The organism is Bradyrhizobium sp. JR4.3, from assembly GCF_040547695.1.
GTDB classification, from domain to species: Bacteria; Pseudomonadota; Alphaproteobacteria; order Rhizobiales; family Xanthobacteraceae; genus Bradyrhizobium; species Bradyrhizobium canariense.
Window position 1 is genome coordinate 201,708 of sequence record NZ_JBEPQF010000009.1, and the last position, 25,545, is coordinate 227,252.

Sequence of the window (25,545 nt, forward strand, 5' to 3'; positions counted from 1 at the left end):
GCCACGTCTGGATTGGTAATCTGGCGACCAGGTGGGAGCAGGCAGAACGGCAGCCTCCCAGGGGACGGTGACGACGGGAACCTAAATGCCATCATGCGGTTATCGCGCAGACAATTTGCGCGACCCGGCTGCATCACTCAGAAAGTCAGGCGGGCTACCTGTGGTCGAAGCGAACAGCAGCGGGACGATCAAACGGCTGGCTCCTCGTGGAGCTAGGGAAGTGGCAGGGGAAGACCAATGACGACAGCGACCGGGGTCCGCTCGGCCGATCGCAATTCCGTCTTAGCCACACTCGGCGACTACATCCGAGAGATCAGCAATCCCGACGATCTCGCCTACGCCGCGGCGGAGCTGCTCGGCCGCAGCCTGAACGTCAGCAGGGCAGGTTACGGCACGGTCGACACCTCAGCCGAGACCATCACCATTGTCCGCGACTGGAACGCACCGGGCATCCTGAGCCTCGCAGGCGTGCTGCAGTTTCGCGACTATGGCAGCTACATCGAAGACCTCAAGCGGGGCGAGACCGTCGTCTGTGCCGATGCGGAGAAAGACCCTCGCGTCGGCGATCGTGCCAATGCTCTCGAGGCGATCTCTGCGCGCGCGCTCGTCAACATGCCGATCTCGGAGCCCGACGGGGTCGTGGCGCTGCTCTATCTGAACGATGCCAAGCCGCGCGAATGGAGCCCCGAAGAGCTGGAGCTTATTCGCGATGTTGCCGAGCGCACACGCACGGCCGTCGAGCGCCGCCGTGCGGAAACGGCTGTGCGGGAGAACGAAGCCCGCCTGCTTTTCCTGGACGCACTCAACAAGGAGACGGCCAGGACTCGCGATGCCGACGGCGTGATGGCGGTCACGACCAAAATGGTCGGCGAGCATCTCGGCGTCTCGAACTGCGCCTACGCCGACATGGATCCGGACCAGGACGGCTTCACCATACGCGGCGATTGGGCCGCGCCCGGCGCAATGCATATCATCGGTCACTACAGTCTGGCCGATTTTGGCAAGCAGGCGGTGCGAGAGTTGAGTGCGGGCAGGCCGCTCATCATCAATGACAATCTAAGGGAGATTGCGCCGGACGAAGCCGCCACTTTCCAGAACATCGGGATCGGTTCGACGATTTGCATGCCCTTGGTGAAAGAAGGGCGACTGACCGCCCTGATGGCGATTCATCACCGCGGCCCGCACCAGTGGACGCCGCGCGAACTCGCCTTGCTCACCGAAGTGACCGAGCGATCGTGGGCCCACATCGAGCGCGTCCGATCGGAACAGGCGGCGCGGGAGGCTGCCGAACGACTGACGCTTGCCAACAAGGCGGCTGGTATCGGCACCTGGGACTACGACCCGGTCAACAACGTTCTTCGATGGGATAGCCGCTGCAAGGAGGTGTTCGGTTTATCACCGGACGCCGAAGTCAGCTATGAAGGGTCGTTCCTGAAGGGGCTTCATCCCGAGGACAGGCAGCGCGCCCACGAGGCCGTCTCCGCAGCGCTGACGCCGCACTCTCGGCCAAACTACAACATGGAATACCGGACCATTGGTATCGAGGATGGGGTCGAACGCTGGATCGCCGCGACCGGTCAAGCCATCTTTGCCGACGGCCAGGCTGTTCGGTTCATCGGAACGGTTCTGGATATCACCGCGCAAAAGAAAACCGAGCGTCATCTCAGAATACTGAATGATACCGGGGCCTCGGTCTCTCGCGAACGCGACCTCGACAAGATCGTCCAGATCGTCACGGATGCCGGCGTCGGACTCACGGGTGCTCAATTCGGCGCCTTTTTCTACAACGTTCTGGCGCCGGATGGCGGCAGCTATATGCTGTATTCGCTGTCCGGTGCCTCGCCATCCGCGTTTGAAAACTTTCCGATGCCGCGCAACACCGCCCTCTTTGGCCCGACTTTCGAGGGCTCCGGCGTGGTGAGGTCCGACGACATTCTGCAGGACCCCCGCTATGGCAAGAACGCGCCGCGGAAAGGCATGCCCGAGGGCTATCTTCCGGTCCGATCCTATCTGGCGGTCCCTGTGATCTCGCGCACCGGCGAAGTCTTCGGCGGACTTTTCTTCGGTCACGCCGAGACGGGTAAATTCCAGACCGAGCATGAATCCGCATTGCTTGGTATTGCGGGCCATGCCGCCACCGCTATCGATAACGCCCAGCTCTTGACCCGGCTCGAGGCGCTCAATGCGGGATTGGAGCAACGTGTTGCCGACGAAATCGCCGAGCGCATGAAAGCTGAAGAGCAATTGCGGCAATCCCAGAAGATGGAAGCCGTCGGTCAATTGACCGGAGGCATTGCTCACGACTTCAACAATATGCTGGCCGTGATTCTCGGTAGCCTGAACCTTGCCAAGCGGCGGCTCAGCAGGGGAGAGGTCAGCATAGACCGCTTCATCGAGGGCGCCATCGACGGTGCAAATCGCGCAGCTACGTTGACGCAGCGACTGCTCGCGTTCTCGCGCCAGCAGCCGCTCGCGCCTGAAGTCGTGGACATCAACAAGATGGTCGGCGGGATGAGCGAGCTGCTCGAGCGGTCGCTTGGCGAGCTAATCCGCCTCGATACGGTGCTGACGGCGGGCCTCTGGCGGGTCAAGGCAGACCCGGCCCAGCTCGAAAGCGCCGTGATCAATCTCGCGGTCAATGCGCGCGATGCCATGCCGAAGGGCGGCAGGCTGACGATAGAAACCAGCAACGCCTCGATAGACCGAAAATATGCTCGCGAGTATGCACTCGCACCCGGGCAGTACGTTCTCGTCGCCGTGACGGACAACGGCACGGGAATTCCGGCCGATGTGCTCGGCAAGGTGTTCGATCCGTTTTTCACGACCAAGGTCGTGGGCAAGGGGACCGGCCTCGGCCTCAGTCAGGTCTATGGTTTCGTGCGGCAGTCGGGCGGCCATGTCAAAATTGACTCGGAAGTCGATGTTGGCACGACCGTGAAGATCTACCTTCCACGCTTCGCCGGCGAGGAGGCGGGCTCAGATCTGTCGCAGGAAGAGACACCCGCCGGTGCGAGCCATCAGAACGAAACCATTCTCGTCGTGGAAGACGACGAGCGCGTCCGCAGCATGTCGTCCGAAAGCCTGCGCGAACTTGGCTATACCGTCATCGAGGCAGCCAGCGCCAAAGAGGCGATCAGGACGATCGAAAATGGTTTCGTTCCGGATCTGCTGTTCACGGATGTCGTCATGCCCGACATGACCGGCGCCGAGCTGGCGGCCGAGCTGTCGAGACGTTTCCCGGCGCTGAAAGTGCTGTTCACCACCGGCTACACGCGCGATGCAATCGTTCACAATGGCGTGCTCGATGCCGGCAAGCATCTGCTTCCGAAGCCCTTCGCTATCGAAGACCTGGCTGCCAAAGTCCGCAGCTTGCTTGACGATATCTGAACGCGCTTTGGAAACGATCTCTCCCGTTTGCAAGCCGCCGTCACAAGGGCTATGTCCCGGCTTTCGGAAGAGCATGACATGACAATCTCGGATGACAACGACCTCGCGCGCCTGAAAGAAATCGGGCGCATCGTCGCCAATATCCTGGAGGCAATGGGGAAGGCGCTCGAGCCGGGCATGACCACCTCCGAGCTCGATCGGATCGGGCGTGTACTGCTGGAGGCTGCCGGCGCACGTTCGGCTCCGGAGCTGGCCTACGACTTTCCGGGCGCAACCTGCATCAGCGTGAACGAGGAGATCGCTCATGGCATCCCGGGCGATCGGCGGATCGCGCGTGGGGACCTCGTGAACATCGACGTGTCAGCCGAGAAGAACGGCTTCTTTGCGGATACGGGAGCATCGTTCGCCGTTCCACCCGCAACGCGAGTGGTCGAACGTCTTTGCAGGGATGGCCGGCGCGCAATGTGGACGGGCCTGCAGCAGGTTGGAGCCGGCAAGCCGATCGCCGGAATCGGTCAGGCCATCGGGACATTTGCGCGGAAGAACGGTTACAGCCTGGTCAGGAACCTTGCCAGTCACGGTGTCGGCCTGTCGCTCCACGAAGAGCCGACGGAGATCGCAACATGGCCCGACCGCTCCGAACGCCGCATCATGAGCGAAGGCCTCGTGTTCACCGTCGAGCCGTTCCTGTCTCTCGGCGCCGAATGGGCACAGGATGGCGATGATCCTTGGACGCTCTACAGCAGCCCCGAGGCGCCGACCGTTCAATACGAGCACACGGTGATCGCCACGCGAAGCGGACCGTTGATCGTGACGATGGCTGGTTAAGGAGGCGTCCTCAAGCCACCGGATCTCGGGCCGCATCCAAAAGGCGGGCCGCATATCAGAGTCCCGATTTAATTGATGCGCCGCGAGTGGCGAGGGGGCTTCTTCTGCGCGAAATACGGGTTCGCTACGCACGTCGCCGACCGACCGACTGCTAGAAATCTGCACTGCTCGAGCGAGGTGTAGCGGCAATCGAAATAGCCAACGGGGCCGTAGATCTGCATGCAGACCGGATAGCTCGGATCATAGGTCTGCGCGCGCGCAGGCGCGCCCGCGAGGAGCAGGCCGATCGCGAGGAGCGCGAGGCGAGTGCGACGCATCTCAGCGCGGCACGTAGTAACCGGGTGAATAACCCGGCACCTGCGCGCGCGGCCTGTTCTGATACGCATAGGGGTCATCGCTCTGACCTGCGAAATAAGGGTTCGCGATGCAGGTGAGGGCGCGGCCCGACGAACTCGCCTGGCACTGCGCGTAACTGTCGAACGTGCAATTGCTCAGCCCCGGCCATTCATCGCCGGTCAGGCAGAAGGCATGGTGGGTCCCGAACGCGCGCGCAGGCACGCTTGCGCTGAGCGTGAGCCCAAATGTGGCGAGGGCGAGCGAAAATATGGCGACAATGGGGAGGGCAATTCGTCTGCGCATTCAATTCTCCAATCACGCGAACGTGCGCGCGACGTTGTCACGCGCGTGTGCCGCAGATGTCGTGTAATCGACAATGGAACTCGTGAAAACACTTGTTTCAAAGGGCTTCCAGCGCGCGCTGGTAAATCTTCATTAATGAAGCGCGATCCTTTGGCGCGGACTGTGGCGTCGAGGTTACAGCAATTCCGTCGCGCGCTGGTATGACGACGCCACGGCCCGGGGGCCTAACGACGAAACTGGAACGGGAATCAAATGAACAAGAATCTGTTGCTTGCTGCTGTGAGCCTTGTCGCGCTCGGCGCGACCGCACCGGCGCTGGCTGCTGACCTCGCTGCGCGGCCTTACACCAAGGCGCCGGCGATGGTTGCCGCGATCTACGACTGGAGCGGCTTCTACATCGGTATCAACGGCGGCGGCGGTTCCGCCCATTCGACCTGGGATCTCGTCGGCGGTGGCCGCGAGGGTTCGCACGATGCGACCGGCGGCACGGTCGGCGGCCAGATCGGCTACCGCATGCAGTCGGGCCAGTGGGTGTTCGGCATCGAAGGTCAGGGCAACTGGGCTGACTTCTCTGGCGACAACGTCAGCGCGCTGTTTGCGACGCGCAACCGCTCCAAGATCGACTCGTTCGGTCTCATCACCGGTCAGATCGGCTACGCCTGGAACAACGTCCTCGTTTACGCCAAGGGCGGTGCGGCTGTCGCCGGCAGCAAGTATGAAGTCTCGACCCTTGGCGGCGCGCTGCTGTCCTCGAACGATCAGACCCGTTGGGGTGGCACGATCGGTGCCGGCCTCGAGTACGGTTTCGCCCCGAACTGGTCGGTTGGCGTCGAGTACAACCACATCTTCCTGCAGGACAAGAACGTCACCTTCGCGCTGGTGCCCTCGACCGATCGCATCCGTCAGGACGTCGACATGGGCCTCGTCCGCCTGAACTACAAGTTCGGCGGCCCGAGCCTCGGCCGTTACTGAGTAGATGCCTGATATCGATCGCTCGACTTCGAGCGGTCGGCGAAAGCCCCGGCCATCGGCCGGGGCTTTTTTGTTGTTGGACTTCAGCGGGTTAACCATTCCGTTTCGAGACGGTCGAGATGGCTTGACTCCTGAGAACGAAATGAGAACAATGTTCTTCATACGTTCTCACCATGGAGTAAGCCATGTTCAGGATTTTCGTCGAAGAAGCCGCCGCGCTAGCCTCGATCGCGCTGTTTGTCGGGATGATCGCGATCTGGGCCCAGGTGCTCCCGCAGCTCTAGGCGCTGGCCAGGTTGGGGAAAAGCAGGACGACGCGGCCGATTGGCCGCTCTGGCGTGGACTCTGGCAGCGTGACGCCCCACCATTATGAGGCGAGTCGGCCGGGCGAGTGCAGGATGCCTCCCGTGCCGGTGACCGCTCCATCTCATCTGCAAGAGGCCGTCACGCGACCATGCCGAGCGCCGGATTTGTCCACCTTCACGTTCACTCGGCCTATTCGCTGCTCAAGGGCTCGATCAAGATCGCCAAGCTCGCGGAGCTTGCCAAGAAAGACCATCAGCCGGCGCTGGCGTTGACCGACACCGACAACATGTTCGGTGCGCTGGAGTTCTCCGACAAGATGGCGGGCTCCGGTATCCAGCCGATCGTGGGCTGCGAGATCGCGATCGAGTTCGGCGACCAGGATCCCACTGCGCGTAACGTGCTGCTGCCCTCGCGCGTGGTGCTGCTGGCCGCGCAGGAGCGCGGCTATCGCAGTCTGATGCGGCTGAACTCGCGCGCCTTCATGGAGACGCCCGACACTCATGCTCCCCACATCAAGTTCGACTGGCTCGAAGGCGAGACCGAAGGCCTGATCGCGCTGACGGGCGGTCCGGACGGGCCGATCTCGCTGGCGCTTGCCGGCGGTTATAGCGAGCTCGCGGCGGCGCGCTGCGAGCGTCTGGCCAGCCTGTTCGGGGACCGCCTCTACGTCGAATTGCAGCGCCACAACATCGAGAAGGAGCGGCGGGTCGAAAGCAGCCTGATCGACATCGCCTTTACCAAGGGCCTGCCGCTGGTCGCGACCAACGAGCCGTATTTCGCCGCGACCGACGATTACGAAGCCCATGACGCGCTGCTCTGCATCGCCGGCGGGCGGCTGATCGCGGAGACCGAGCGCGAGCAGCTTACGCCCGATCACCGCTTCAAGACCCGCGCCGAGATGGCGGTGCTGTTCGCCGACATTCCGGAGGCGCTGGCCTCGACGGTCGAGATCGCCGAGCGCTGCTCGTTCCGGCCGATGACGCGCAAGCCGATCCTGCCGTTCTTCACGGTCGGCGCTGCCGCAAGCTCCGATGCCGCCGCGGTCGAGGCGGCCGAATTGAAGCGGCAGGCGGAGGAGGGGCTCGCCAACCGCCTGCGCGTGCACGGGCTGTCGCAGGGCACGACGGAAGAAGACTACAACGCGCGGCTTGCGTTCGAGCTCGACGTCATCATGCGCATGAAGTACGCGGGCTACTTCCTGATCGTCTCCGACTTCATCAAATGGGCAAAGGGCCAGGGCATTCCGGTCGGGCCAGGCCGTGGCTCCGGCGCGGGCTCGCTGGTTGCGTGGGCGCTGACCATCACCGACCTCGACCCGATCAAGTTTGGTCTGCTGTTCGAGCGCTTCCTCAATCCGGAACGCGTCTCGATGCCGGATTTCGACATCGACTTCTGCCAGGACCGCCGGGGGGAGGTGATCAGATACGTCCAGGAGCGCTACGGTCGCGACCAGGTCGCGCAGATCATCACCTTCGGTACGCTGCAGGCGCGCGGCGTGCTGCGCGACGTCGGCCGCGTGCTGCAGATGCCCTATGGCCAGGTCGACAAGCTCACCAAGCTCGTGCCGCAGAATCCGGCCGCGCCGGTGACGCTGGCCGCCGCGATCGAGAGCGAGCCGAAGCTCCAGGCGTTCCGCGACGAGGACCCGGTGGTGGCGCGCGCCTTCGACATCGCGCAGCGCCTCGAAGGCCTGACCCGTCACGCCTCGACGCATGCGGCCGGCATCGTGATCGGCGATCGCCCCTTGAGCGAACTCGTGCCGATGTATCGCGATCCCAAATCCGACATGCCGGTGACCCAGTTCAACATGAAATGGGTCGAGCCCGCGGGCCTCGTGAAGTTCGACTTTCTCGGTCTGAAGACGCTGACCGTGCTCGACGTCGCGTGCAAACTGCTCAAGCCGCGCGACATCCATGTCGATCTCGCGACGCTGCCGATCGACGATGCCGAAAGCTACCAGATGCTGGCGCGTGGCGAGGTGGTCGGCGTGTTCCAGGTTGAAAGCCAGGGCATGCGGCGCGCGCTGGTCGACATGCGCCCCGACCGTTTCGAGGACATCATCGCGCTGGTCGCGCTCTATCGACCGGGTCCGATGGCGAACATCCCGACCTATTGCGCGCGCAAGCACGGCGACGAGGAGCCGGAATATCTCCACCCCGTGCTGGAGCCGATTCTCAAAGAGACCTTCGGCGTCATCATCTACCAGGAACAGGTGATGCAGATCGCGCAGGTGATGTCGGGCTATTCGCTCGGCGACGCCGACCTGCTGCGCCGCGCCATGGGCAAGAAGATCCGCGCCGAGATGGAGAAGCAGCGCGAGATCTTCGTCGCAGGCGCAGTGAAGAACGGCGTGCCGAAGGGGCAGGCCGATACCATCTTCGAGCTGCTGGCGAAATTCGCCGACTACGGCTTCAACAAGAGCCACGCGGCGGCCTATGCGCTGGTGTCCTACCACACCGCCTACATGAAGGCGCATTACCCGGTGGAGTTCATCGCGGCGTCGATGACGCTCGATCTCAACAATACCGACAAGCTGTCCGAATTCCGCGCCGAGGCGCAGCGCCTCGGCATCAAGGTCGAGCCGCCCAACGTCAATCGCTCCGGCGCGACTTTCGAGGTCGGCGACAAGACCATCTACTACGCGCTCGCGGCGCTGAAGGGCGTCGGCATTGCGGCCGTCGAGCAGATCATCGCGGAGCGGACCAAAAACGGCTTGTTCACCTCGCTCGCCGACTTCGCCGCGCGAGTGTCGCCGCGCGCGATCAACAAGCGCATCATCGAAAGCCTCGCTGCTGCGGGCGCCTTCGACACCCTGGAGCCGAACCGGGCGCGGGTCTTCGCCGGCGCCGACTCGATTCTCGCCGCATGCCAGCGGGCGAACGAAGCTGCAACCATCGGCCAGAACGACATGTTCGGCAGCTCGGCCGACGCGCCGACGATCATGCTGCCGCAGATCGAGCCCTGGTTGCCGGCCGAGCGGCTGCGCCGCGAATATGACGCGATCGGCTTCTTCCTGTCGGGGCATCCGCTCGACGATTACGCCACCGTGCTGAAGCGGCTGCGCGTGCAGTCCTGGGCCGAGTTCTCGCGCGCGGTGAAGACCGGCGCCACGGCAGGCAAGGTCGCCGCCACGGTGGTGTCGCGCATGGAGCGGCGGACCAAGACCGGCAACAAGATGGGCATCATGGGGCTCTCTGATCCCACGGGTCACTTTGAGGCGGTGCTGTTCTCCGAAGGCCTCGCGCAATATCGCGACGTGCTGGAGCCGGGCGCCGCGGTGCTGCTCCAGCTCGGCGCCGAGCTTCAGGGCGAGGACGTCCGCGCCCGCGTGCTCCACGCCGAACCGCTGGACGAGGCCGCGGCCAAGACCCAGAAGGGCCTGCGCATCTTCGTGCGCGACACCAAGCCGCTGGAATCGATCGCCAAGCGTCTCGCCGGTCCCGACATGGCCGGTTCGAACGGCGCCGCGCCGAAGGTCGGCAGTCCGGGCACCGCGCCCCGCTCCAACGGCGACGGCGAGGTCTCGCTGGTCATGATGCTCGACGTCGAGACCGAGGTCGAGATGAAGCTGCCCGGCCGCTTCAAGGTCTCGCCGCAGATCGCCGGCGCCATCAAGGCGGTCGCCGGCGTGGTGGACGTGCAGCAGCTCTGATCGGCGCTGAACGTCCTGCGTGCTCCCGGCGGATGTTGTGGTTTCGTCACGTCATTGCGGCTATGATCACGGCGATGCCATCGTCCACCTCGCCGGGAGGAAACGCGACATGTGCGACAAATGCTCTGAAGCTCTGCAGCGAAATACCGGGCCGTCGCGGCGGTCCGCAATGCTGTTTGGCGCCGCGGCGTTCGGCCTTGCCTTCGCCGGCAATGCCTTCGCCAAAGAGACCAAGACGCCGCCAAAGCCGCAGAACGTGCTGTCACCCGATGGGTCGTTGAAACGCCTGGTGGAAGGCAACGCGCGCTACGTCGACGGCGTGTCGCGGCGGCATGATTTCAAGCACGAGCGCGAGGCGTTGGTCGGCGGACAGAACCCGTTTGCCGCCGTGCTGAGCTGTGCCGATTCGCGCATCGCGCCGGAATATGCCTTCGACACCGGCCGCGGCGACCTGTTCGTCTGCCGCGTCGCCGGAAATTTTGCCGGCACCGAAACCATCGCCAGCATGGAATACGCGGTGGCCGTACTGAATACGCCGCTGATCCTCGTGCTCGGCCATGACGCTTGCGGCGCGGTCGATGCGACGCTGAAGGCGATCAAGGACAACAAGCCGCCGCCGGGCCATATTCCCTCGCTGGTCGATGCGATCACGCCCGCCGCCAAGGCTGCGATGCAGCAGGGCGGGGACGTCCTCGACAAGGCGATCCGGCAGAACGTCATCGACAACGTCGCGAAGCTGAAATCGGCGGCGCCGATCCTCAACGCGGCCGTGGAGCAGGGCAAGCTGAAAATCGTCGGCGGCATCTATCGGCTCACGACGGGAACGGTCGACCTGATCGCGCAGGGCTGAACCGGCTGACTTCGCCTCACGCCGGTGCGTCGCCGCGTCACTTACGCGGAGCTGACGCCGGAGCGGGGTGGCCATGCCGCCGCCTCAATCCAAGCCTTCGCTATTTGGAAGCCTTTCGTTCAAGTGCCATTCAGCTGGCCGCGCGTCTGATGCGTGGCGGCACCTCAACAACAAAACGGGCAAGCAAGCCATGCGTGGGACGCTCAGAGCCTTCATTTGCCTTCTCCTGCCGATCGCGGTCCTTGCCGCGGGCGCGCCGGAGCCGGCCCGTGCGCAGCAGCAGGAAAAGCGTATCGCGCTCGTGGTCGGCAACGGCGCTTATGCCAAGTCGCCGCTGGCGACGACGGCAAACGATGCCGGCCTGATCGCGCAGACGCTGCAGGCGGCGGGCTTCGACGTCGTCGGCGCCCGCGATCTCGACGGCGACACGCTGCGCAAGAGCTTTCGCGATTTCATCCAGAAGGCGCAGGCCTCCGGACCGGGCACCGTCGCGATGGTGTATCTCGCCGGCTATGGCGTGCAGCTTGCGGGTGAGAACTATTTCATCCCGGTCGACTCCAACATCACCCGCGACACCGACATTCCGACCGAAGGCTTGCGCATCGGCGACTATCTCCGCCAGCTCGCCTCCGTTCCGCTCAAGGCCAACATCGTCGTGCTCGACGCCGCGCGGGCGCAGCCCTTCGTGGAGGGCGGCCAGCAGATCGCGAGCGGACTTGCGCTGGTCGAGCCCGACGCCAACATGCTGATCGCGTTCAACGCCGCGCCCGGCACGGTGGCGCCCGAGGAGCCCGGACCTTACGGCATCTATGCGCAGTCGCTAGCGGAGATGATCCGCACCGGCGGCCTGCCGCTGCCTGAAGTGTTCGACCGCGTTCGCCTGCGCGTCAACGAGGCCAGCAAGGGCGCGCAGGTGCCCTGGAACGAGCAGAAGATATCGGCGCAATTCTCGTTCTTCGAGCGCGGGCCCGACGCGCCGCCGCCGGAGGCCGCGCCCGACCAAGTCGCTGCGATCCGCAACAAGCCGATCCGCGATCTCGGCGTGCAGGATGCCTATGCCGCCGCGCTCACGCGCGACACGCTGCCGGCCTACGAAGAGTTTCTCTCCGCCTATCCCGGCGACCCGCTGTCGAAGCGCGTGTTGGTGATCGTCGCGGCGCGCCGCGAGGCCATCACCTGGCGGCGGACCTATCGTACCGACACGCCGGAAGCCTATTGGTCGTATCTGCGTCGCTATCCGCGCGGTCCGCATGCGGCGGATGCGCGCCGGCGCCTGGCGATTCTCACCGCGCCGCCCGAGCCGCCGCCGAGCTTCGCGATGATCGACTACGACGTGCCGCCACCGCCGCCGGAGGAGGTGGTCTATGTCGATCGTCCCGTACTGTATTTCAGCGATCCGGATTTTGGCTTCGCGCCGCCACCGCCGCCGCCGGTCTACTATCTGCCGCCGCCGCCGCCGGATTTCGTCGTGCTGTCGCCGCCGATGCCGGTGATCGGCCTGTTCGTGCTGCCGCAGCCGATGTTCGTGCCGATTCCCGTGTTCGTCAGGCCGCCGGTCTATGTCGCACCGCCGCCGAACAACATCATCTATCAGAACATCCATAATACGACGGTCATCAACACAGTGATCAACCAGCCGCCGGCACCGCCGGTGGGTGTGGGTGCGGGTGCGGGTACCGGAGCGGGACCGGGTAATCTCACACCGGCCATTGCCGGGCGCACCAATCCGGCTGGTCCAGCCATGCCGCAGGCGGTCCTGCAGCGTGCCGCCCTGATTCAGCAGGGCAAGGCGCCGATGCCGCCGAGCGCGACGATGCGGCCGACGGCGAGGCCAGGAACGCCTCCGGCGACGCCCGCCAATGCCGCGCCGACCGGTACGCCACCTGCCGCTCCGCCTGCCAGTCCATCTGCCACGCCACCGGCCAAGCTGCCCCAAGCCAACACGCTGCCGGTTCCCGGCACCCATGGCGGTCCACCTGTACCGTCAGCGGGAGCCGAGCCACTGCCGGGCGGCAGACCCGGGCAGTCGACAGCCACTGCTCCCGGCGCGCCGCTGCCGACCCATTCGGGAGTGCCTGCGGGAGTGCCTGCGGGAGTGCCTGCGGGAGCGCCTGCGGGAGCGCCTGCGGGAGCGCCGACGACTGCTGCTCCCGGCACCACGCCGCCAGCCCATCCCGGTGCACCGACCGGCGCGCCGGCGACTGCGCCCACGGCGACAAGCCCGGCCGCTGTGCCCGGCCAACTGCCGAAGCCGCCGGTTGCCCAGGCCCCGCCCGGGACCGGGCCTGGGGACCATGGCAAGTCCGCGACCCGGGAGCCGGCTGGCTCGCCGCCGGCTGCCCGCACGCCTCCGCCTCCTGGCCCAGTTGGACGACCGGTCACGCCGCCGCCCTCGGCGGTGCGGGAGCCGATCCGGCCGCAGCATCAGCCGACCGCTGCTCCCGCCCAGGCTGCCCGGCCGCCGGCACCACCACCACCGCGGCCTCAGGCCGTGGCGCGCCCGACGCCTCCGCCTCCACCGCGTATTGCACCGCCGCCACCGCCACGGGTGGCTCCGCCGGCCGCGGTCGCTCGGCCGGCGCCGCCGCCAATGGCGCGTCCCGCGCCGCCGCCGCCGGTCGCCCGGCCGGCGCCACCTCCGCCGCCTCGGATGGCCGTCGCGCCACCGCCGCCGCCGCGCCCAGCAGCGCCCCCACCGCGTCCTCCGGCTCCGCCGCCGGCGGCAAAGAAGTGCCCGCCGAACCAGCCCAAATGCTAGTGGGGTCCGCGGGCGCAGCGTGATCTTTACGGAAGAGGGCCTTTCGCGGGCGAAAGCCGCCCCGAAAGGCCCTTATTTCCTTGCTTCTGGTCGAAATCGCGCTATACACCGCGCCATCTCACACGGAAGCATGGCTCACAAGGCCGTCCGGTGGCAGCCGGGGCGACAACGCTCCGTTCTGCTCACACGCTTCCGGAGGAACCAACCGGAGAATTAGAACGATGGCACTACCCGATTTCACTATGCGTCAGCTCCTCGAAGCCGGCGTGCACTTTGGTCACCAGTCTCACCGCTGGAATCCGAAAATGGCGCCGTTCATTTTCGGCGCTCGCAACAACATCCACATCGTCGACCTCGCGCAGACCGTGCCGTTGCTGCATAACGCCTTGCAGGCGGTCAGCGACACTGTCGCCAAGGGCGGCCGCATTCTGTTCGTCGGCACCAAGCGCCAGGCGCAGGACGGCGTTGCCGACGCGGCCAAGCGCTGCGCTCAGTATTTCGTCAATTCGCGCTGGCTCGGCGGCACGCTGACCAACTGGAAGACGATCTCGGGCTCGATCAAGCGCCTGCGTCATCTCGACGACGTCCTCGCCGGCGGCGATGCCTCCTCCTACACCAAGAAGGAGCGCCTGACGCTTCAGCGCGAGCGCGACAAGCTCGATCGCTCGCTCGGCGGCATCAAGGACATGGGCGGTCTGCCCGACCTGATCTTCGTGATCGACACCAACAAGGAAGACATCGCGATCCAGGAAGCCCAGCGGCTCAACATCCCGGTCGCGGCGATCGTCGACACCAATTCGGATCCGAAGGGCATCACCTATGTGGTGCCGGGAAATGACGACGCCGGCCGCGCGATCGCGCTCTATTGCGATCTGATCGCACGCGCTGCGATTGACGGCATTTCGCGCGCCCAGGGCGATTCCGGCATCGACGTCGGTGCTTCGGTTCGGCCGGTCGCAGAAGAGCTGCCCGCCACGAGCGGCTTCCAGGGCCTCGCCGGCCCGCGTGGCACCTCCGACGATCTCAAGAAGCTCCCGGGCGTGTCGGGCGCGATCGAGAAGAAGTTCAACGACCTCGGCATCTTCCACTTCTGGCAGCTGGCCGAGCTCGATCACGACACCGCGCACAAGATCGGCGAAGAAGTCGGCTTGCCGAGCCGCGCGGACGCCTGGGTGGCCAAGGCCAAGGCCCTGACCGCGGAAGCGGAATAGTCAAAAAGAGCGATGGGTTGGCCGGACAAGTTCCGGCCACCATTTCAGTTGACGCGAATTCCTGAGATGGACCGCGGCGAGGCGATCTGGCCGCGCCGCGGCAAACCGGCAGGCAAAAAGGATTTTGAACGATGGCAACGATCACAGCTGCGATGGTCAAGGACCTGCGCGAGTCGACCGGCGCAGGCATGATGGACTGCAAGGCCGCGCTGACCGAAAACGACGGCAACATGGAAGCGGCGCAGGATTGGCTGCGCAAGAAAGGCCTGTCGAAGGCCGCCAAGAAGTCGGGCCGCGTCGCCGCCGAGGGTCTGATCGGCGCGCTCACCAAGGGCAACAAGGGCGTCGTGGTCGAGGTCAATTCCGAGACCGATTTCGTCGCGCGCAACGGCCAGTTTCAGGGCCTCGTCAAGATGATCGCCCAGGTCGCGTTCAACGTCGGCGCCGATGTCGACAAGATCAAGGCCGCCAAGGTCGGCGACGTCACGATCGAAACCGCGATCAATGACGCGATCGCCACCATCGGCGAGAACATGACGCTGCGGCGCGCAGCTTCGCTCGAAGTCAGCCAGGGCGTGGTGTCGAGCTACGTCCACGGCGCGGTCGTCGAGGGCGCCGGCAAGATGGGCGTGATCGTGGCGCTGGAATCGCCGGGCAAGGCCGACGAGCTCGCAACGCTTGGCCGCCAGATCGCGATGCATGTCGCGGCCGCCAACCCGCTGGCGCTCGATCCGTCCGGTCTTGATCCGGCGGTCGTCAAGCGCGAGAAGGACGTGCTCGCCGACAAATATCGCCAGCAGGGTAAGCCCGAGAACGTGATCGAGAAGATCGTCGAGTCCGGCCTGAAGACCTACTACAAGGAAGTCTGCCTGCTCGAGCAGGCCTTCATCCACGACACCGGCAAGTCGGTGGCGCAGGCGGTGAAGGAAGCCGAAGGCAAGGTCGGCGGCGCGGTGAAGATCGCGGGCTTTGTGCGCTATGCTCTCGGTGAGGGAATCGAGAAGCAGGAAAGCGACTTCGCGGCCGAGGTCGCGGCGGCCAGCGGAAAGAAGTAAGCGCCGGAACGTTCCTCCCGGCGTGCCGCCGGAAGCAGCGGCCGGACAAGGAAAGTGCTCATGACTGATCCGGTCTATCGTCGCGTCGTGATCAAGCTGTCCGGCGAATATCTCGCCGGATCGCAGGGTTTTGGCATCGATCAGCCGACCATTGACCGGGTCGCCGACGATCTGATCGCAGCCCGCCATCTCGGTACCGAAGTCGCCGTCGTGATCGGCGGCGGCAATCTCTTTCGCGGCGTCGAGGTCTCCTCGCGCGGCGTGTCGCGCCCGACCGGCGACACCATGGGCATGCTCGCGACGATGATGAACTGCCTCGCGCTGGAGGCCACGATCGAGCGCAAGGGCACGCCTGCGCGCACGCTGTCGGCCTTCGTCATGCCCGAGATTTCCGAACTGTTCACCCGCACCGCGGCACACAAATACCTCGCCGAGGGCCGGATCGTGTTGCTGGGTGGCGGAACCGGTAATCCGTTCTTCACCACCGACACGACCGCGGTGCTGCGTGCGGCCGAGATCGGCGCCCAGGCGGTGCTGAAGGCGACCAATGTCGACGGCGTCTACTCGGCCGACCCGAAGAAGGACCCGACGGCGACGCGATTCGACCGTTTGACGCATTCGCAGGCGATCGAGGGTGGCTACAAGGTGATGGATGCGACCGCCTTCGCACTTGCCCGCGAGACGTCGCTGCCTATCATCGTGTTCTCGATTGCGGAGCCGGGTTCGATCGGCGCTGTACTGCGTGGCGGCGGCCACGGAACCATTGTCGCCGGCTGACGGCTTGTCGTTGCACCCTAAGAGAAGGGGTGCGGAGAGGTCGCCGGGATTTTGAAGGAGAAACGTGATGGCCACGGATAATTTCGATCTCAACGAAGTGAAGCGCCGCATGCAGGGGGCGATCCAGTCGCTCAAGCACGAACTTGGCGGCCTGCGCACCGGTCGCGCCTCCGCCTCGATGCTCGATCCGGTGCAGGTCGACGCCTATGGCAGCCACATGCCGCTGAACCAGCTCGCCACCGTCAGCGTGCCGGAGCCGCGCCTGATCTCGGTGCAGGTCTGGGACAAGTCGATGGTCAAGGCGGTGGAAAAGGCGATCGTCGATTCCAATCTCGGCCTGTCGCCGGCGACCGAAGGCCAGGTGCTGCGCCTGCGCATCCCCGAGCTCAACGAGGAGCGTCGCAAGGAGCTCGTCAAGGTCGCGCACAAATATGCGGAAGCCGCCAAAGTCGCCGCGCGCCATGTCCGTCGCGACGGTCTCGACGTTCTCAAGAAGCTCGAGAAGAATCACGAGATGTCCGAGGACGATCAGAAGCGTCACGCCGACGAGGTGCAGAAGGCGACCGACGGCACGATCTCCGAGATCGACCAGTTGCTGGCCGCCAAGGAAAAAGAAATCCTCACCGTCTAAACGCGATGGATCGCGCTTTAGGTTATTGTTCGCGCATGATCTTTTCGGAAAACCGCGTCGCACTCTTCCGGATCATGCTTTAAGGCAGCCTCATGTCCAACGCCGCCGCGCCCGCAACGGAAGGACCCGATCGGTCCGATGCGCCTGCGCATGTCGCCATCATCATGGATGGCAACGGACGTTGGGCGGCCGCGCGCGGCTTGCCACGGGCGGAAGGCCATCGCCGCGGCGTGGAGGCCCTGCGCCGCGTGGTTCGCGCGTCGCATGAGCTTGGCATCCGCTATCTCACCATCTTCTCCTTCAGCTCGGAAAACTGGTCGCGCCCGGCGAGCGAGATCGGCGATCTGTTCGGCCTGTTGCGCCGCTTCATCCGCAATGATCTGGCGAGCCTGCATCGCGACGGCGTCAGGGTACGTATCATCGGCGAGCGGGACGGGCTGGAGGGCGACATCTGCGCGCTTCTCAACGAGGCGGAGGAGCTGACGCGCGATAACACGCGCCTCACGCTCGTCGTCGCCTTCAATTACGGCTCGCGGCACGAGATCGCGAAGGCGGCGCAGAAGCTCGCGCGCGAAGTCGCCGAGGGCCGGCGCAATCCCGACACGATCGATGCCGAGACATTGGGGGCGCATCTCGACGCGCCCGACATTCCCGACCCCGATCTCATCATCCGCACCAGTGGCGAGCAGCGGCTGTCGAACTTCCTGATGTGGCAGGCCGCCTATAGCGAGCTCGTCTTCGTGCCGATTCACTGGCCCGATTTCGACAAGGCGGCGCTGGAAGGCGCAATCGCCGAATTCGCCAGGCGCGAGCGCCGTTTCGGCGGCCTGGTCGCGAAAACCGCCTCGTGAGCGAACCCGACTCCGCACCGGCCGGCTCTCAGCCTGCCCCGAGCAATCTCGTGATGCGAATCCTCGCAGCGCTGGTGCTGGCGCCGCTCGCCATTGCGCTCGCTTATGCCGGCGGCTGGCTGTGGGCGCTTCTCGTCACCCTGGTGTCGATCGGACTGTTCGCGGAATGGCTGATGGTGGTGGGCGCAGGCTCGACCGCGCTGACCGGGGCGGGAACGATCGTCATCGCCACGATGGGCTTGTGCGTTGCCTTCGGCGCGCTGAAGACCGCAATCATCACCGGCTTGATTGGCGGGGCGATCGTGACGGTGATCGCGCGGGGCAAGTTCGTCTGGGCGGCCTCCGGATTCGCCTATGCGTCGGCGGCGCTACTGGCCTCGATCCTGCTGCGGAAGGATCTCGTGAACGGCTTCGCCGCGCTGATGTTCGTGCTGCTCGTGGTGTGGGCGACCGATATCGGCGGCTATTTCGCCGGCCGCGGCATTGGCGGACCGAAGCTGTGGCCGCGCGTCAGCCCGAAGAAGACCTGGGCAGGGGCGCTCGGCGGCTTTGCCGCAAGCCTTTTGGTCGCGGCCGGCTTTGCCGCTTGCGGGATCGGAAAGATGGCTCCATTGCTGCTCGTCGCCGCGGCTCTGTCGGTCGTGTCGGCCTGCGGCGATCTGTTCGAATCCGCGGTCAAGCGGCGCTTCGATGTCAAGGATTCCAGTCATTTAATTCCTGGCCACGGCGGGCTATTGGACCGTCTGGACGGTTTTGTCGCTGCCATCCTGGTGGCATGGATTATCGGCTTCCTTCGCCATGGTGTGCATAGCGCCGGAAGCGGTCTTATGGTTTGGTGAACATATGAGCGCGGTTCCATTGCGTAACAACAAGGCTGCGGCATCGACCGTCCGCAGCGTCACGGTTCTCGGCGCCACCGGCTCGATCGGCGACAGCACGATGGATCTGCTGCGCGCCTCTCCCGAGCGCTACCGTGTCGAGGCGCTGACGGCGAACAGCAATGTCGAAGCGCTGGCAAAGCTCGCCAAGGAGTTTTCGGCGCGCTTCGTCGCGATCGCCGACACCTCAAAATTTGCCGAGCTCAAGGCCGCGCTCGCGGGCACCGGCACCGAATGCGGCGCCGGTGAAAGCGCAGTGATCGAGGCCGGCGCGCGTCCGGCCGATTGGGTGATGGCCGCCGTGAGTGGCGCGGCCGGGCTGAAGCCGGCACTGGCGGCGGTCGACCGCGGCGCGCATGTCGCGCTTGCGAACAAGGAATGTCTCGTCTGCGCCGGCGATTTCTTCATGCAGCGCGCGGCGAAAGCGGGCGCCTGCATCCTGCCTGCGGATTCCGAGCACAATGCGCTGTTCCAGGCGCTCGCCTCGGGCAATCGCGACGAGCTCGTCCGTGTCATCATCACGGCCTCCGGCGGCCCGTTCCGGACCTGGAAGCCTGCCGACATCGAGCAGGCGACACTCGAGCAAGCCCTGAAGCATCCGAACTGGAGCATGGGCCAGAAGATCACGATCGATTCCGCCTCGATGATGAACAAAGGGCTCGAGGTGATCGAGGCTTCCTATCTGTTCGCGCTCTCGCCCGACGAGATCGACGTCCTCGTTCATCCGCAGTCAATCATTCACGGCATGGTCGAGTTCTCCGATCGCTCGGTCGTGGCCCAGCTCGGCGCACCCGACATGCGCACGCCGATCGCGCATTGCCTCGGCTGGCCCGACCGCATCAAGGGGCCGGCCGCCAAGCTCGATCTGGCCAAGATCGGCCAATTGACCTTCGAGGCGCCGGATTTCGAGCGCTTCCCCGGCCTGCGCCTGGCCTTCGATTCGCTCCGGACCGGGAAGGGGGCGACCACCGTCTACAACGCCGCCAACGAGGTCGCGGTCGCCGCCTTCATCGCGGGCAAGATCCGGTTCGGCGCGATTGCCCGGCTGGTGGAGGCGACGCTGGACGACTGGGTTCGTGGCGGGAATCAAGCCCCGCTGACGTCAGCGGACGATGCAATCGCTGTTGACCATGTTGCGCGAAATAGGGCTGCCGCCCTATTGCCTCAAATTGCCTTAAAGGCATCCTAGATGGTTCGGGGCCAGGGCCTTGCGGCGCTGGATGAGGGAATTCGATGATTGACTTTTTCGTCCATAGTTTCAATACGTTGAGCCATGGGCTCCTCGGCTACGCGGTTCCCTTCCTGTTCGTCCTGACTATCGTCGTGTTCTTCCATGAGCTCGGCCATTTCCTGGTCGCGCGCTGGGCAGGCGTTCGCGTGTTAACTTTTTCGCTCGGTTTCGGACCTGAGCTGGTCGGCTTCAACGACCGTCATGGCACCCGGTGGAAGATCTCGGCGATCCCGCTCGGCGGCTACGTCAAGTTCTTCGGCGACGAGAGCGAGGCTTCGACGCCCTCGCCGGAGAAGCTTGCGGCCATGACGGCCGAGGAGCGCGCCGGCAGCTTCCATCATAAGAAGGTCGGCCCGCGCGCCGCCATCGTTGCCGCCGGACCGATCGCCAATTTCATCCTGGGCGCGCTGATCTTCGCCGGCATGGCGCTGTATTACGGCAAGCCGAGCACGATCGCGCGCGTCGACGGTGTCGTCGCCGACGGCGCTGCGGCGGCAGCCGGCTTCAAGATTGGCGACGTCGTCGTCCAGATCGATGGCAAGCCGATCGAAAGCTTTGCCGATATGCAGCGCATGGTTGCGATGAATGCCGGTTCGCCGCTTGCCTTCCAGGTCAAGAGGGACGGCACCATCGTGTCGCTGACCGCGACGCCGGCGCTGCTCGAGCGCAAGGATCCCTTCGGCAACAGCCACCGTCTCGGCGTGCTCGGCATCGAGCACAAGTCTCAGGCCGGTGAAGTCTCGACTTCGCCGGTCGGCGTCGGCGAAGCGCTCAAGATCGGGGTTGAACAGGTCTGGTTCATCATCACCAGCACCTTCAAATTCCTGGGCTCGTTGTTCGTGGGGAACGGCAATCCGAACGAGGTCAGCGGCGTGCTCGGCATTGCCAAGATGTCGGGGCAGGCGGCCAGCGCCGGGTTCCAGTTCGTGATCAACCTCTGCGCGGTGCTGTCGGTGTCGATCGGTCTGTTGAATCTGTTCCCGATCCCGCTGCTCGATGGCGGTCACCTTATGTTCTATGCGGCGGAGGTCGCCCGTGGTCGGCCCCTGTCCGAGCGGACTCAGGAGATGGGGTTCCGAATCGGGCTCGGCTTGGTGCTGATGTTGATGGTGTTTGCGACCTATAACGACATCCTCCGGATGGCCTCATCCTGATAGGGGCTTTTTTGTGGCGTTGTCGGGCGTTGCTCTTGGGCAACGTCTTGGAATGAAAATGAAATTACGGCGCGCTCGACCGTTTGCGGCGTCGGTGAAATTGTCTACAAGCGGCTTGAACTTGGGGAATCTCCAGACCGGGGTTGGGTCTGGTACGGAATGATAAGGGCGCGTTGCGCAATGAAGTTTGGACTGCGACTCCGGGGGGGCTTGCTCGCAACCCTGATCATGTTCGGCGCGCCGGTGCTTGCCCCGGTTGGGGCTGCCTTTGTGTCTTCGTCTGCGCTTGCTCAGACCGTGCAGTCGATTTCCGTTGAAGGAAATCGCAGGGTCGAGGTGGAGACGATCCGCTCCTATTTCAAGCCGGGTCCCGGCGGTCGCCTCGATCAAGGCGCTATCGACGACGGCCTCAAGGCGTTGATCGAGACCGGCCTGTTCCAGGACGTCAGGATCAACCGCGGTGCCGGTGGCCAGATCGTCGTCTCCGTGGTGGAAAACCCGGTGATCGGCCGCATTGCCTTCGAGGGCAACAAGAAGATCAAGGACGAGCAGCTCACTGGTGAAGTCCAGTCCAAGGCGCGCGGCACCTTCTCCCGCGCCATGGTGCAGTCCGACACGCTGCGAATCGCCGAAATCTATCGCCGTTCCGGCCGCTACGACGTCCGCGTCACGCCTGAAGTCATCGAGCAGCCGAACAACCGCGTCGATCTCGTCTTCACGGTCGAGGAGGGCGCCAAGACCGGCGTCAAGTCGATCGAGTTCGTCGGCAACAACGCGTACTCGTCGTACCGCCTGCGCGACGTCATCAAGACGCACGAATCGAACCTGCTGAGCTTCCTCGCCAGCAGCGACATCTACGATCCCGATCGGGTCGAGGCCGACCGCGACCTGATCCGCCGCTTCTATCTCAAGAACGGTTTCGCCGACGTCCAGGTCGTGGCCGCGCTCACCGAATACGATCCGGAGAAGAAGGGCTTCAACGTTACCTTCAAGATCGAGGAAGGCTCGCAATACCGGGTCGGCTCGATCGACTTCCGCTCCAGCATTCCCAACTTCGATCCCACCTCGATGCGCAACTATTCGCGCGTCAATGTCGGTTCGCTCTACAACGTCGAATCGGTCGAGAAATCGGTCGAGGAGATGCAGATCGAAGCCTCGCGGCGCGGTTATGCCTTTGCCGTGGTCCGTCCCGGCGGCGACCGCAACTTCGAGGCGCACACCGTGTCGGTCGTGTTCAACATCGACGAGGGCCCGCGCACCTATATCGAGCGCATCAACCTGCGCGGCAACACCCGCACGCGTGACTACGTGATTCGTCGCGAGTTCGACGTCTCCGAGGGCGATGCCTACAACCGCGCGCTGGTCGACCGTGCCGAGCGCCGCTTGAAGAACCTCGACTATTTCAAGAGCGTGAAGATCACGACGGAGCCCGGCTCGTCGAGCGACCGCGTGATCCTGCTCGTGGACATGGAAGAGAAATCGACCGGCGACTTCTCGGTCTCGGGTGGTTATTCCACCACCGACGGCGCGCTGGCCGAAGTCTCGGTGTCCGAACGCAATTTGCTCGGCCGCGGCCTGTTCGCCAAGGCGGCGGTGACCTACGGCCAGTATGCCCGCGGCTACTCGCTGTCGTTCGTCGAACCCTATCTGCTCGACTACCGGGTCGCGCTGGGTCTCGACCTCTATCAGCGCGAGCAGAAGTCCAACAGCTACATCTCGTACGGCACCAAGACGCTCGGCTTCTCGCCGCGCCTCGGTTTCTCGCTGCGTGAAGATCTGTCGCTGCAGGTGCGCTACTCGATCTACCGGCAGGAAATCACGCTGCCGTCCTACCTGGCGAACTGTAACAACAATGTGGGTTCGGCGGCTTTCAATCCGAGCCCGGCCTTCGCCAATGCAAACGGCATCGACCTGAGCTCCACCAACGGCCTCGGCTGCTACAGCGACGGTGAAGCCTCGCTGCCGGTGCGCAAGGAACTTGCCAACGGCAAGACCCTGACCTCGGCGCTTGGCTATACGCTGAGCTACAACACGCTCGACAACAACAAGAACCCCACCGACGGTCTGCTGGTCGATTTCCGGCAGGACTTCGCCGGTGTCGGCGGCGACGTCTCCTACCTGAAGACTGTGGTGGACGCGAAGTACTACACTCCGCTGGTGTCCGATATCGTCGGCCTCGCTCGCATCCAGGGGGGCATGCTGAACAAGATGGGCAGCGATCTGCGCATGCTCGATCACTTCCAGATGGGCCCGAACCTCGTCCGCGGCTTTGCCCCGAACGGCATCGGACCGCGCGATTTGAACCCCTTCGGTACGCAGGACGCGCTTGGCGGCACCAAATATTGGGGTGCTTCGCTCGAATTGCAGATGCCGTTCTGGTTCCTGCCCAAGGAAGTGGGTCTGAAGGGCGCCGTCTACGCTGATGCCGGCGGATTGTTCGACTATCAGGGCCCGACGACGTGGTCGGTGACCAACGAAATGACCACGACCAAGAACTCGAGCTGCACGCCGTCGACCGTCAATCCAGCTTCGGCTGGAACCTGCACCGGCCTGGTGTATGACAACGGCAATGCGGTCCGGTCGTCGGTCGGCGTCGGCTTGATCTGGGCCTCGCCGTTCGGTCCGCTGCGCTTCGACTACGCCGTGCCGCTGACCAAGGGCAAGTACGACCGTACGCAGGAGTTCCGGTTCGGCGGCGGCACCTCGTTCTAATTCGAACAGCACGGCACGATCCGGACCACCGGAGCCGGTTTCCGAAAGGGATCGTGCCAATCCAGGAGATGAGGCATGATGCAGCTTGGCCGCTTCATGCCGAAGCCGGACCGCGACGGGGTGGAATGGCGCAGCCGACCTTCTTCACACAGCCGCCCGCCTCAGCGCTGGCCGACATAGCCACGCTGACCAAGGCGGAGCTGGTCGATCCCGCCAGGGGCGGCCAAATCATCAGGGGCCTTGCTTCGCTCGACGAAGCCGGCCCGATGCACCTGACGTTCTTCGACAATCTCAAATATGCCGATGAGCTCAAGGCGACCAAGGCCGGTGCTTGCCTGGTGAGCCCACGCTTCGAGGCCCGGGTGCCCGCGCATGTCACCGTGCTGCGGGCGCCACAGCCGTTCCGCGCCTTCGTCAGGATCGCGCGGGAGTGGCATGGCGATGCGCTCCGGCCGCAATCCTGGACCGGCAACGACGGCATCGCGACGTCGGCCATCATCGACCCCACCGCCAGGCTTGAGGACGGCGTGATCGTCGATCCCCTGGCCGTGATCGGTCCTGACGTGGAGATCGGCAGTGGCACGGTGATCGGTGTGGGGGCCGTGATCGGCCCCGGCGTCAAGATCGGCCGGGACTGCAATGTCGGCGCACGCACCGCCATCCAGTGCGCGCTGATCGGCAACGACGTACTGATCCACCCCGGCTGCTCGATCGGCCAGGACGGCTACGGCTTCATCTTCTTCGGCCCCGAGGGCCACCTGAAAGTGCCCCAGACCGGCCGCGTGCTGATTCAGAACAACGTGGAGGTCGGCGCCGGCACCACCATTGATCGGGGCTCCTTGCGCGACACCGTGATCGGCGAGGGGACCAAAATCGACAATCAGGTCCAGATCGGCCACAATGTGACCATTGGCCGGCACTGCCTGCTGGCAGCCCAGATCGGCCTTGCCGGCAGCCTCACCCTCGGCGACAACGTGGCGCTGGGAGCGAAGGTGGGCATCAACAATCACGTCAAGATCGGGGATGGAGCTCAGGTGACTGCCATGAGCGGCGTCAAGGACGACGTCCCTCCCAACGGACGTTGGGGTGGTTTTTTTGCCAAGCCGACCAGGCAGTGGTTCAAGGAAATTTTGGCGGTCGAGCGCCTGGCGCGCGACAGCAAGGCCGATCCGAAGCAGGAGGAACGGGAGTGACGGACGAAGCACCGATCAGGTTCGAGCTTGTGGACATCAACATGATCCTGCAAACGCTCCCGCACCGTTTTCCGATGCTGCTGATCGATCGCGTGATCAACATCCGCACCGATTACAGCGGCATCGGCATCAAGAACGTCACCTTCAACGAACCGCCGTTCCAGGGCCACTTTCCTGATCGCCCGGTCTACCCCGGCGTCATGATGATCGAAGCGATGGCGCAGACTGCCGGTGTGATCGGCATCAAGTCGGTCGAGGGCACCGACAAGCCGCGCGCGGTGTATTTCCTGACCATCGACAAGTGCAAGTTCCGCAAGCCGGTGCTGCCCGGCGATACCATCGAATACCACATGCGCTCGATCGGCCGCCGCAAGGCCATGTGGTGGTTTCACGGCGACGCCAAGGTCAACGGCCAGGTGGTTGCGGAGGCCGATGTCGGCGCCATGCTGACCGACTGAGC

19 protein-coding genes are annotated in these 25,545 nt (G+C 64.6%); 17 read left to right on the forward strand and 2 right to left on the reverse strand.

Going from position 1 to position 25,545, the window contains the following annotated elements; all coding sequences use genetic code 11:
- Positions 1-237: 237 nt before the first annotated feature.
- Complete coding sequence (locus ABIB91_RS17370) at positions 238-3,387, forward strand: GAF domain-containing protein (RefSeq protein ID WP_354164174.1); 3,150 nt, start codon at positions 238-240, stop codon at positions 3,385-3,387.
- A gap of 78 nt (positions 3,388-3,465) precedes the next feature.
- Positions 3,466-4,215 (forward strand): type I methionyl aminopeptidase, encoded by a 750-nt coding sequence (map, locus tag ABIB91_RS17375; protein WP_354164177.1) that lies wholly within the window; start codon positions 3,466-3,468, stop codon positions 4,213-4,215.
- A 68-nt stretch (positions 4,216-4,283) separates the two neighbouring features.
- Here map and ABIB91_RS17380 read toward each other — a convergent pair whose 3' ends face one another.
- Both ABIB91_RS17380 and ABIB91_RS17385 read right to left on the reverse strand, forming a co-directional pair.
- Positions 4,284-4,532, reverse strand: a complete 249-nt coding sequence (locus ABIB91_RS17380; protein ID WP_219682202.1) for a DUF3551 domain-containing protein — start codon at positions 4,530-4,532, stop codon at positions 4,284-4,286.
- A gap of 1 nt (position 4,533) precedes the next feature.
- Complete coding sequence (locus ABIB91_RS17385) at positions 4,534-4,854, reverse strand: DUF3551 domain-containing protein (protein ID WP_219682201.1); 321 nt, start codon at positions 4,852-4,854, stop codon at positions 4,534-4,536.
- A 252-nt stretch (positions 4,855-5,106) separates the two neighbouring features.
- Here ABIB91_RS17385 and ABIB91_RS17390 point away from each other — a divergent pair, with 252 nt between their 5' ends.
- The 15 genes from ABIB91_RS17390 to fabZ all read left to right on the forward strand — a co-directional run bounded on the left by ABIB91_RS17390 (position 5,107) and on the right by fabZ (position 25,543).
- Positions 5,107-5,826: an outer membrane protein gene (locus ABIB91_RS17390; RefSeq protein WP_007603620.1), complete on the forward strand. Its 720-nt coding sequence runs from the start codon at positions 5,107-5,109 to the stop codon at positions 5,824-5,826.
- Positions 5,827-6,280: 454 nt separating this feature from the next.
- The gene (gene dnaE, locus ABIB91_RS17395) at positions 6,281-9,784 is read left to right on the forward strand and encodes a DNA polymerase III subunit alpha (protein ID WP_354164182.1); all 3,504 of its coding nucleotides are present in this window, start codon (positions 6,281-6,283) and stop codon (positions 9,782-9,784) included.
- A gap of 109 nt (positions 9,785-9,893) precedes the next feature.
- Entirely contained in the window at positions 9,894-10,634 is a 741-nt protein-coding gene (locus ABIB91_RS17400; RefSeq protein WP_354164185.1) for a carbonic anhydrase, read from the forward strand.
- Between the two features lie 190 nt (positions 10,635-10,824).
- Positions 10,825-13,392 (forward strand): caspase family protein, encoded by a 2,568-nt coding sequence (locus ABIB91_RS17405; protein ID WP_354164188.1) that lies wholly within the window; start codon positions 10,825-10,827, stop codon positions 13,390-13,392.
- 221 nt (positions 13,393-13,613) lie between these two features.
- The gene (locus ABIB91_RS17410; RefSeq protein WP_007603625.1) at positions 13,614-14,603 is read left to right on the forward strand and encodes a 30S ribosomal protein S2; all 990 of its coding nucleotides are present in this window, start codon (positions 13,614-13,616) and stop codon (positions 14,601-14,603) included.
- A gap of 131 nt (positions 14,604-14,734) precedes the next feature.
- Entirely contained in the window at positions 14,735-15,658 is a 924-nt protein-coding gene (gene tsf / locus ABIB91_RS17415; protein ID WP_007603626.1) for a translation elongation factor Ts, read from the forward strand.
- A gap of 60 nt (positions 15,659-15,718) precedes the next feature.
- Entirely contained in the window at positions 15,719-16,435 is a 717-nt protein-coding gene (pyrH, locus tag ABIB91_RS17420) for a UMP kinase (protein WP_007603627.1), read from the forward strand.
- A 67-nt stretch (positions 16,436-16,502) separates the two neighbouring features.
- Complete coding sequence (frr, locus tag ABIB91_RS17425; protein WP_007603628.1) at positions 16,503-17,066, forward strand: ribosome recycling factor; 564 nt, start codon at positions 16,503-16,505, stop codon at positions 17,064-17,066.
- 92 nt (positions 17,067-17,158) lie between these two features.
- Positions 17,159-17,917 (forward strand): isoprenyl transferase, encoded by a 759-nt coding sequence (locus tag ABIB91_RS17430; protein WP_007603629.1) that lies wholly within the window; start codon positions 17,159-17,161, stop codon positions 17,915-17,917.
- The gene (locus ABIB91_RS17435; protein WP_035994818.1) at positions 17,914-18,756 is read left to right on the forward strand and encodes a phosphatidate cytidylyltransferase; all 843 of its coding nucleotides are present in this window, start codon (positions 17,914-17,916) and stop codon (positions 18,754-18,756) included. The genes ABIB91_RS17430 and ABIB91_RS17435 overlap by 4 nt, the downstream gene beginning before the upstream one ends.
- Positions 18,757-18,760: 4 nt before the next feature.
- Entirely contained in the window at positions 18,761-19,984 is a 1,224-nt protein-coding gene (dxr, locus tag ABIB91_RS17440; protein WP_219682195.1) for a 1-deoxy-D-xylulose-5-phosphate reductoisomerase, read from the forward strand.
- Positions 19,985-20,028: 44 nt separating this feature from the next.
- The gene (gene rseP, locus ABIB91_RS17445) at positions 20,029-21,180 is read left to right on the forward strand and encodes an RIP metalloprotease RseP (protein WP_354164196.1); all 1,152 of its coding nucleotides are present in this window, start codon (positions 20,029-20,031) and stop codon (positions 21,178-21,180) included.
- Positions 21,181-21,360: 180 nt separating this feature from the next.
- Positions 21,361-23,892 (forward strand): outer membrane protein assembly factor BamA, encoded by a 2,532-nt coding sequence (gene bamA / locus ABIB91_RS17450; protein WP_354164199.1) that lies wholly within the window; start codon positions 21,361-21,363, stop codon positions 23,890-23,892.
- Positions 23,893-24,017: 125 nt separating this feature from the next.
- Positions 24,018-25,085 (forward strand): UDP-3-O-(3-hydroxymyristoyl)glucosamine N-acyltransferase, encoded by a 1,068-nt coding sequence (gene lpxD / locus ABIB91_RS17455; protein ID WP_354164202.1) that lies wholly within the window; start codon positions 24,018-24,020, stop codon positions 25,083-25,085.
- The gene (gene fabZ / locus ABIB91_RS17460) at positions 25,082-25,543 is read left to right on the forward strand and encodes a 3-hydroxyacyl-ACP dehydratase FabZ (protein ID WP_354059046.1); all 462 of its coding nucleotides are present in this window, start codon (positions 25,082-25,084) and stop codon (positions 25,541-25,543) included. The genes lpxD and fabZ overlap by 4 nt, the downstream gene beginning before the upstream one ends.
- The last annotated feature ends 2 nt before the right edge of the window (positions 25,544-25,545 follow it).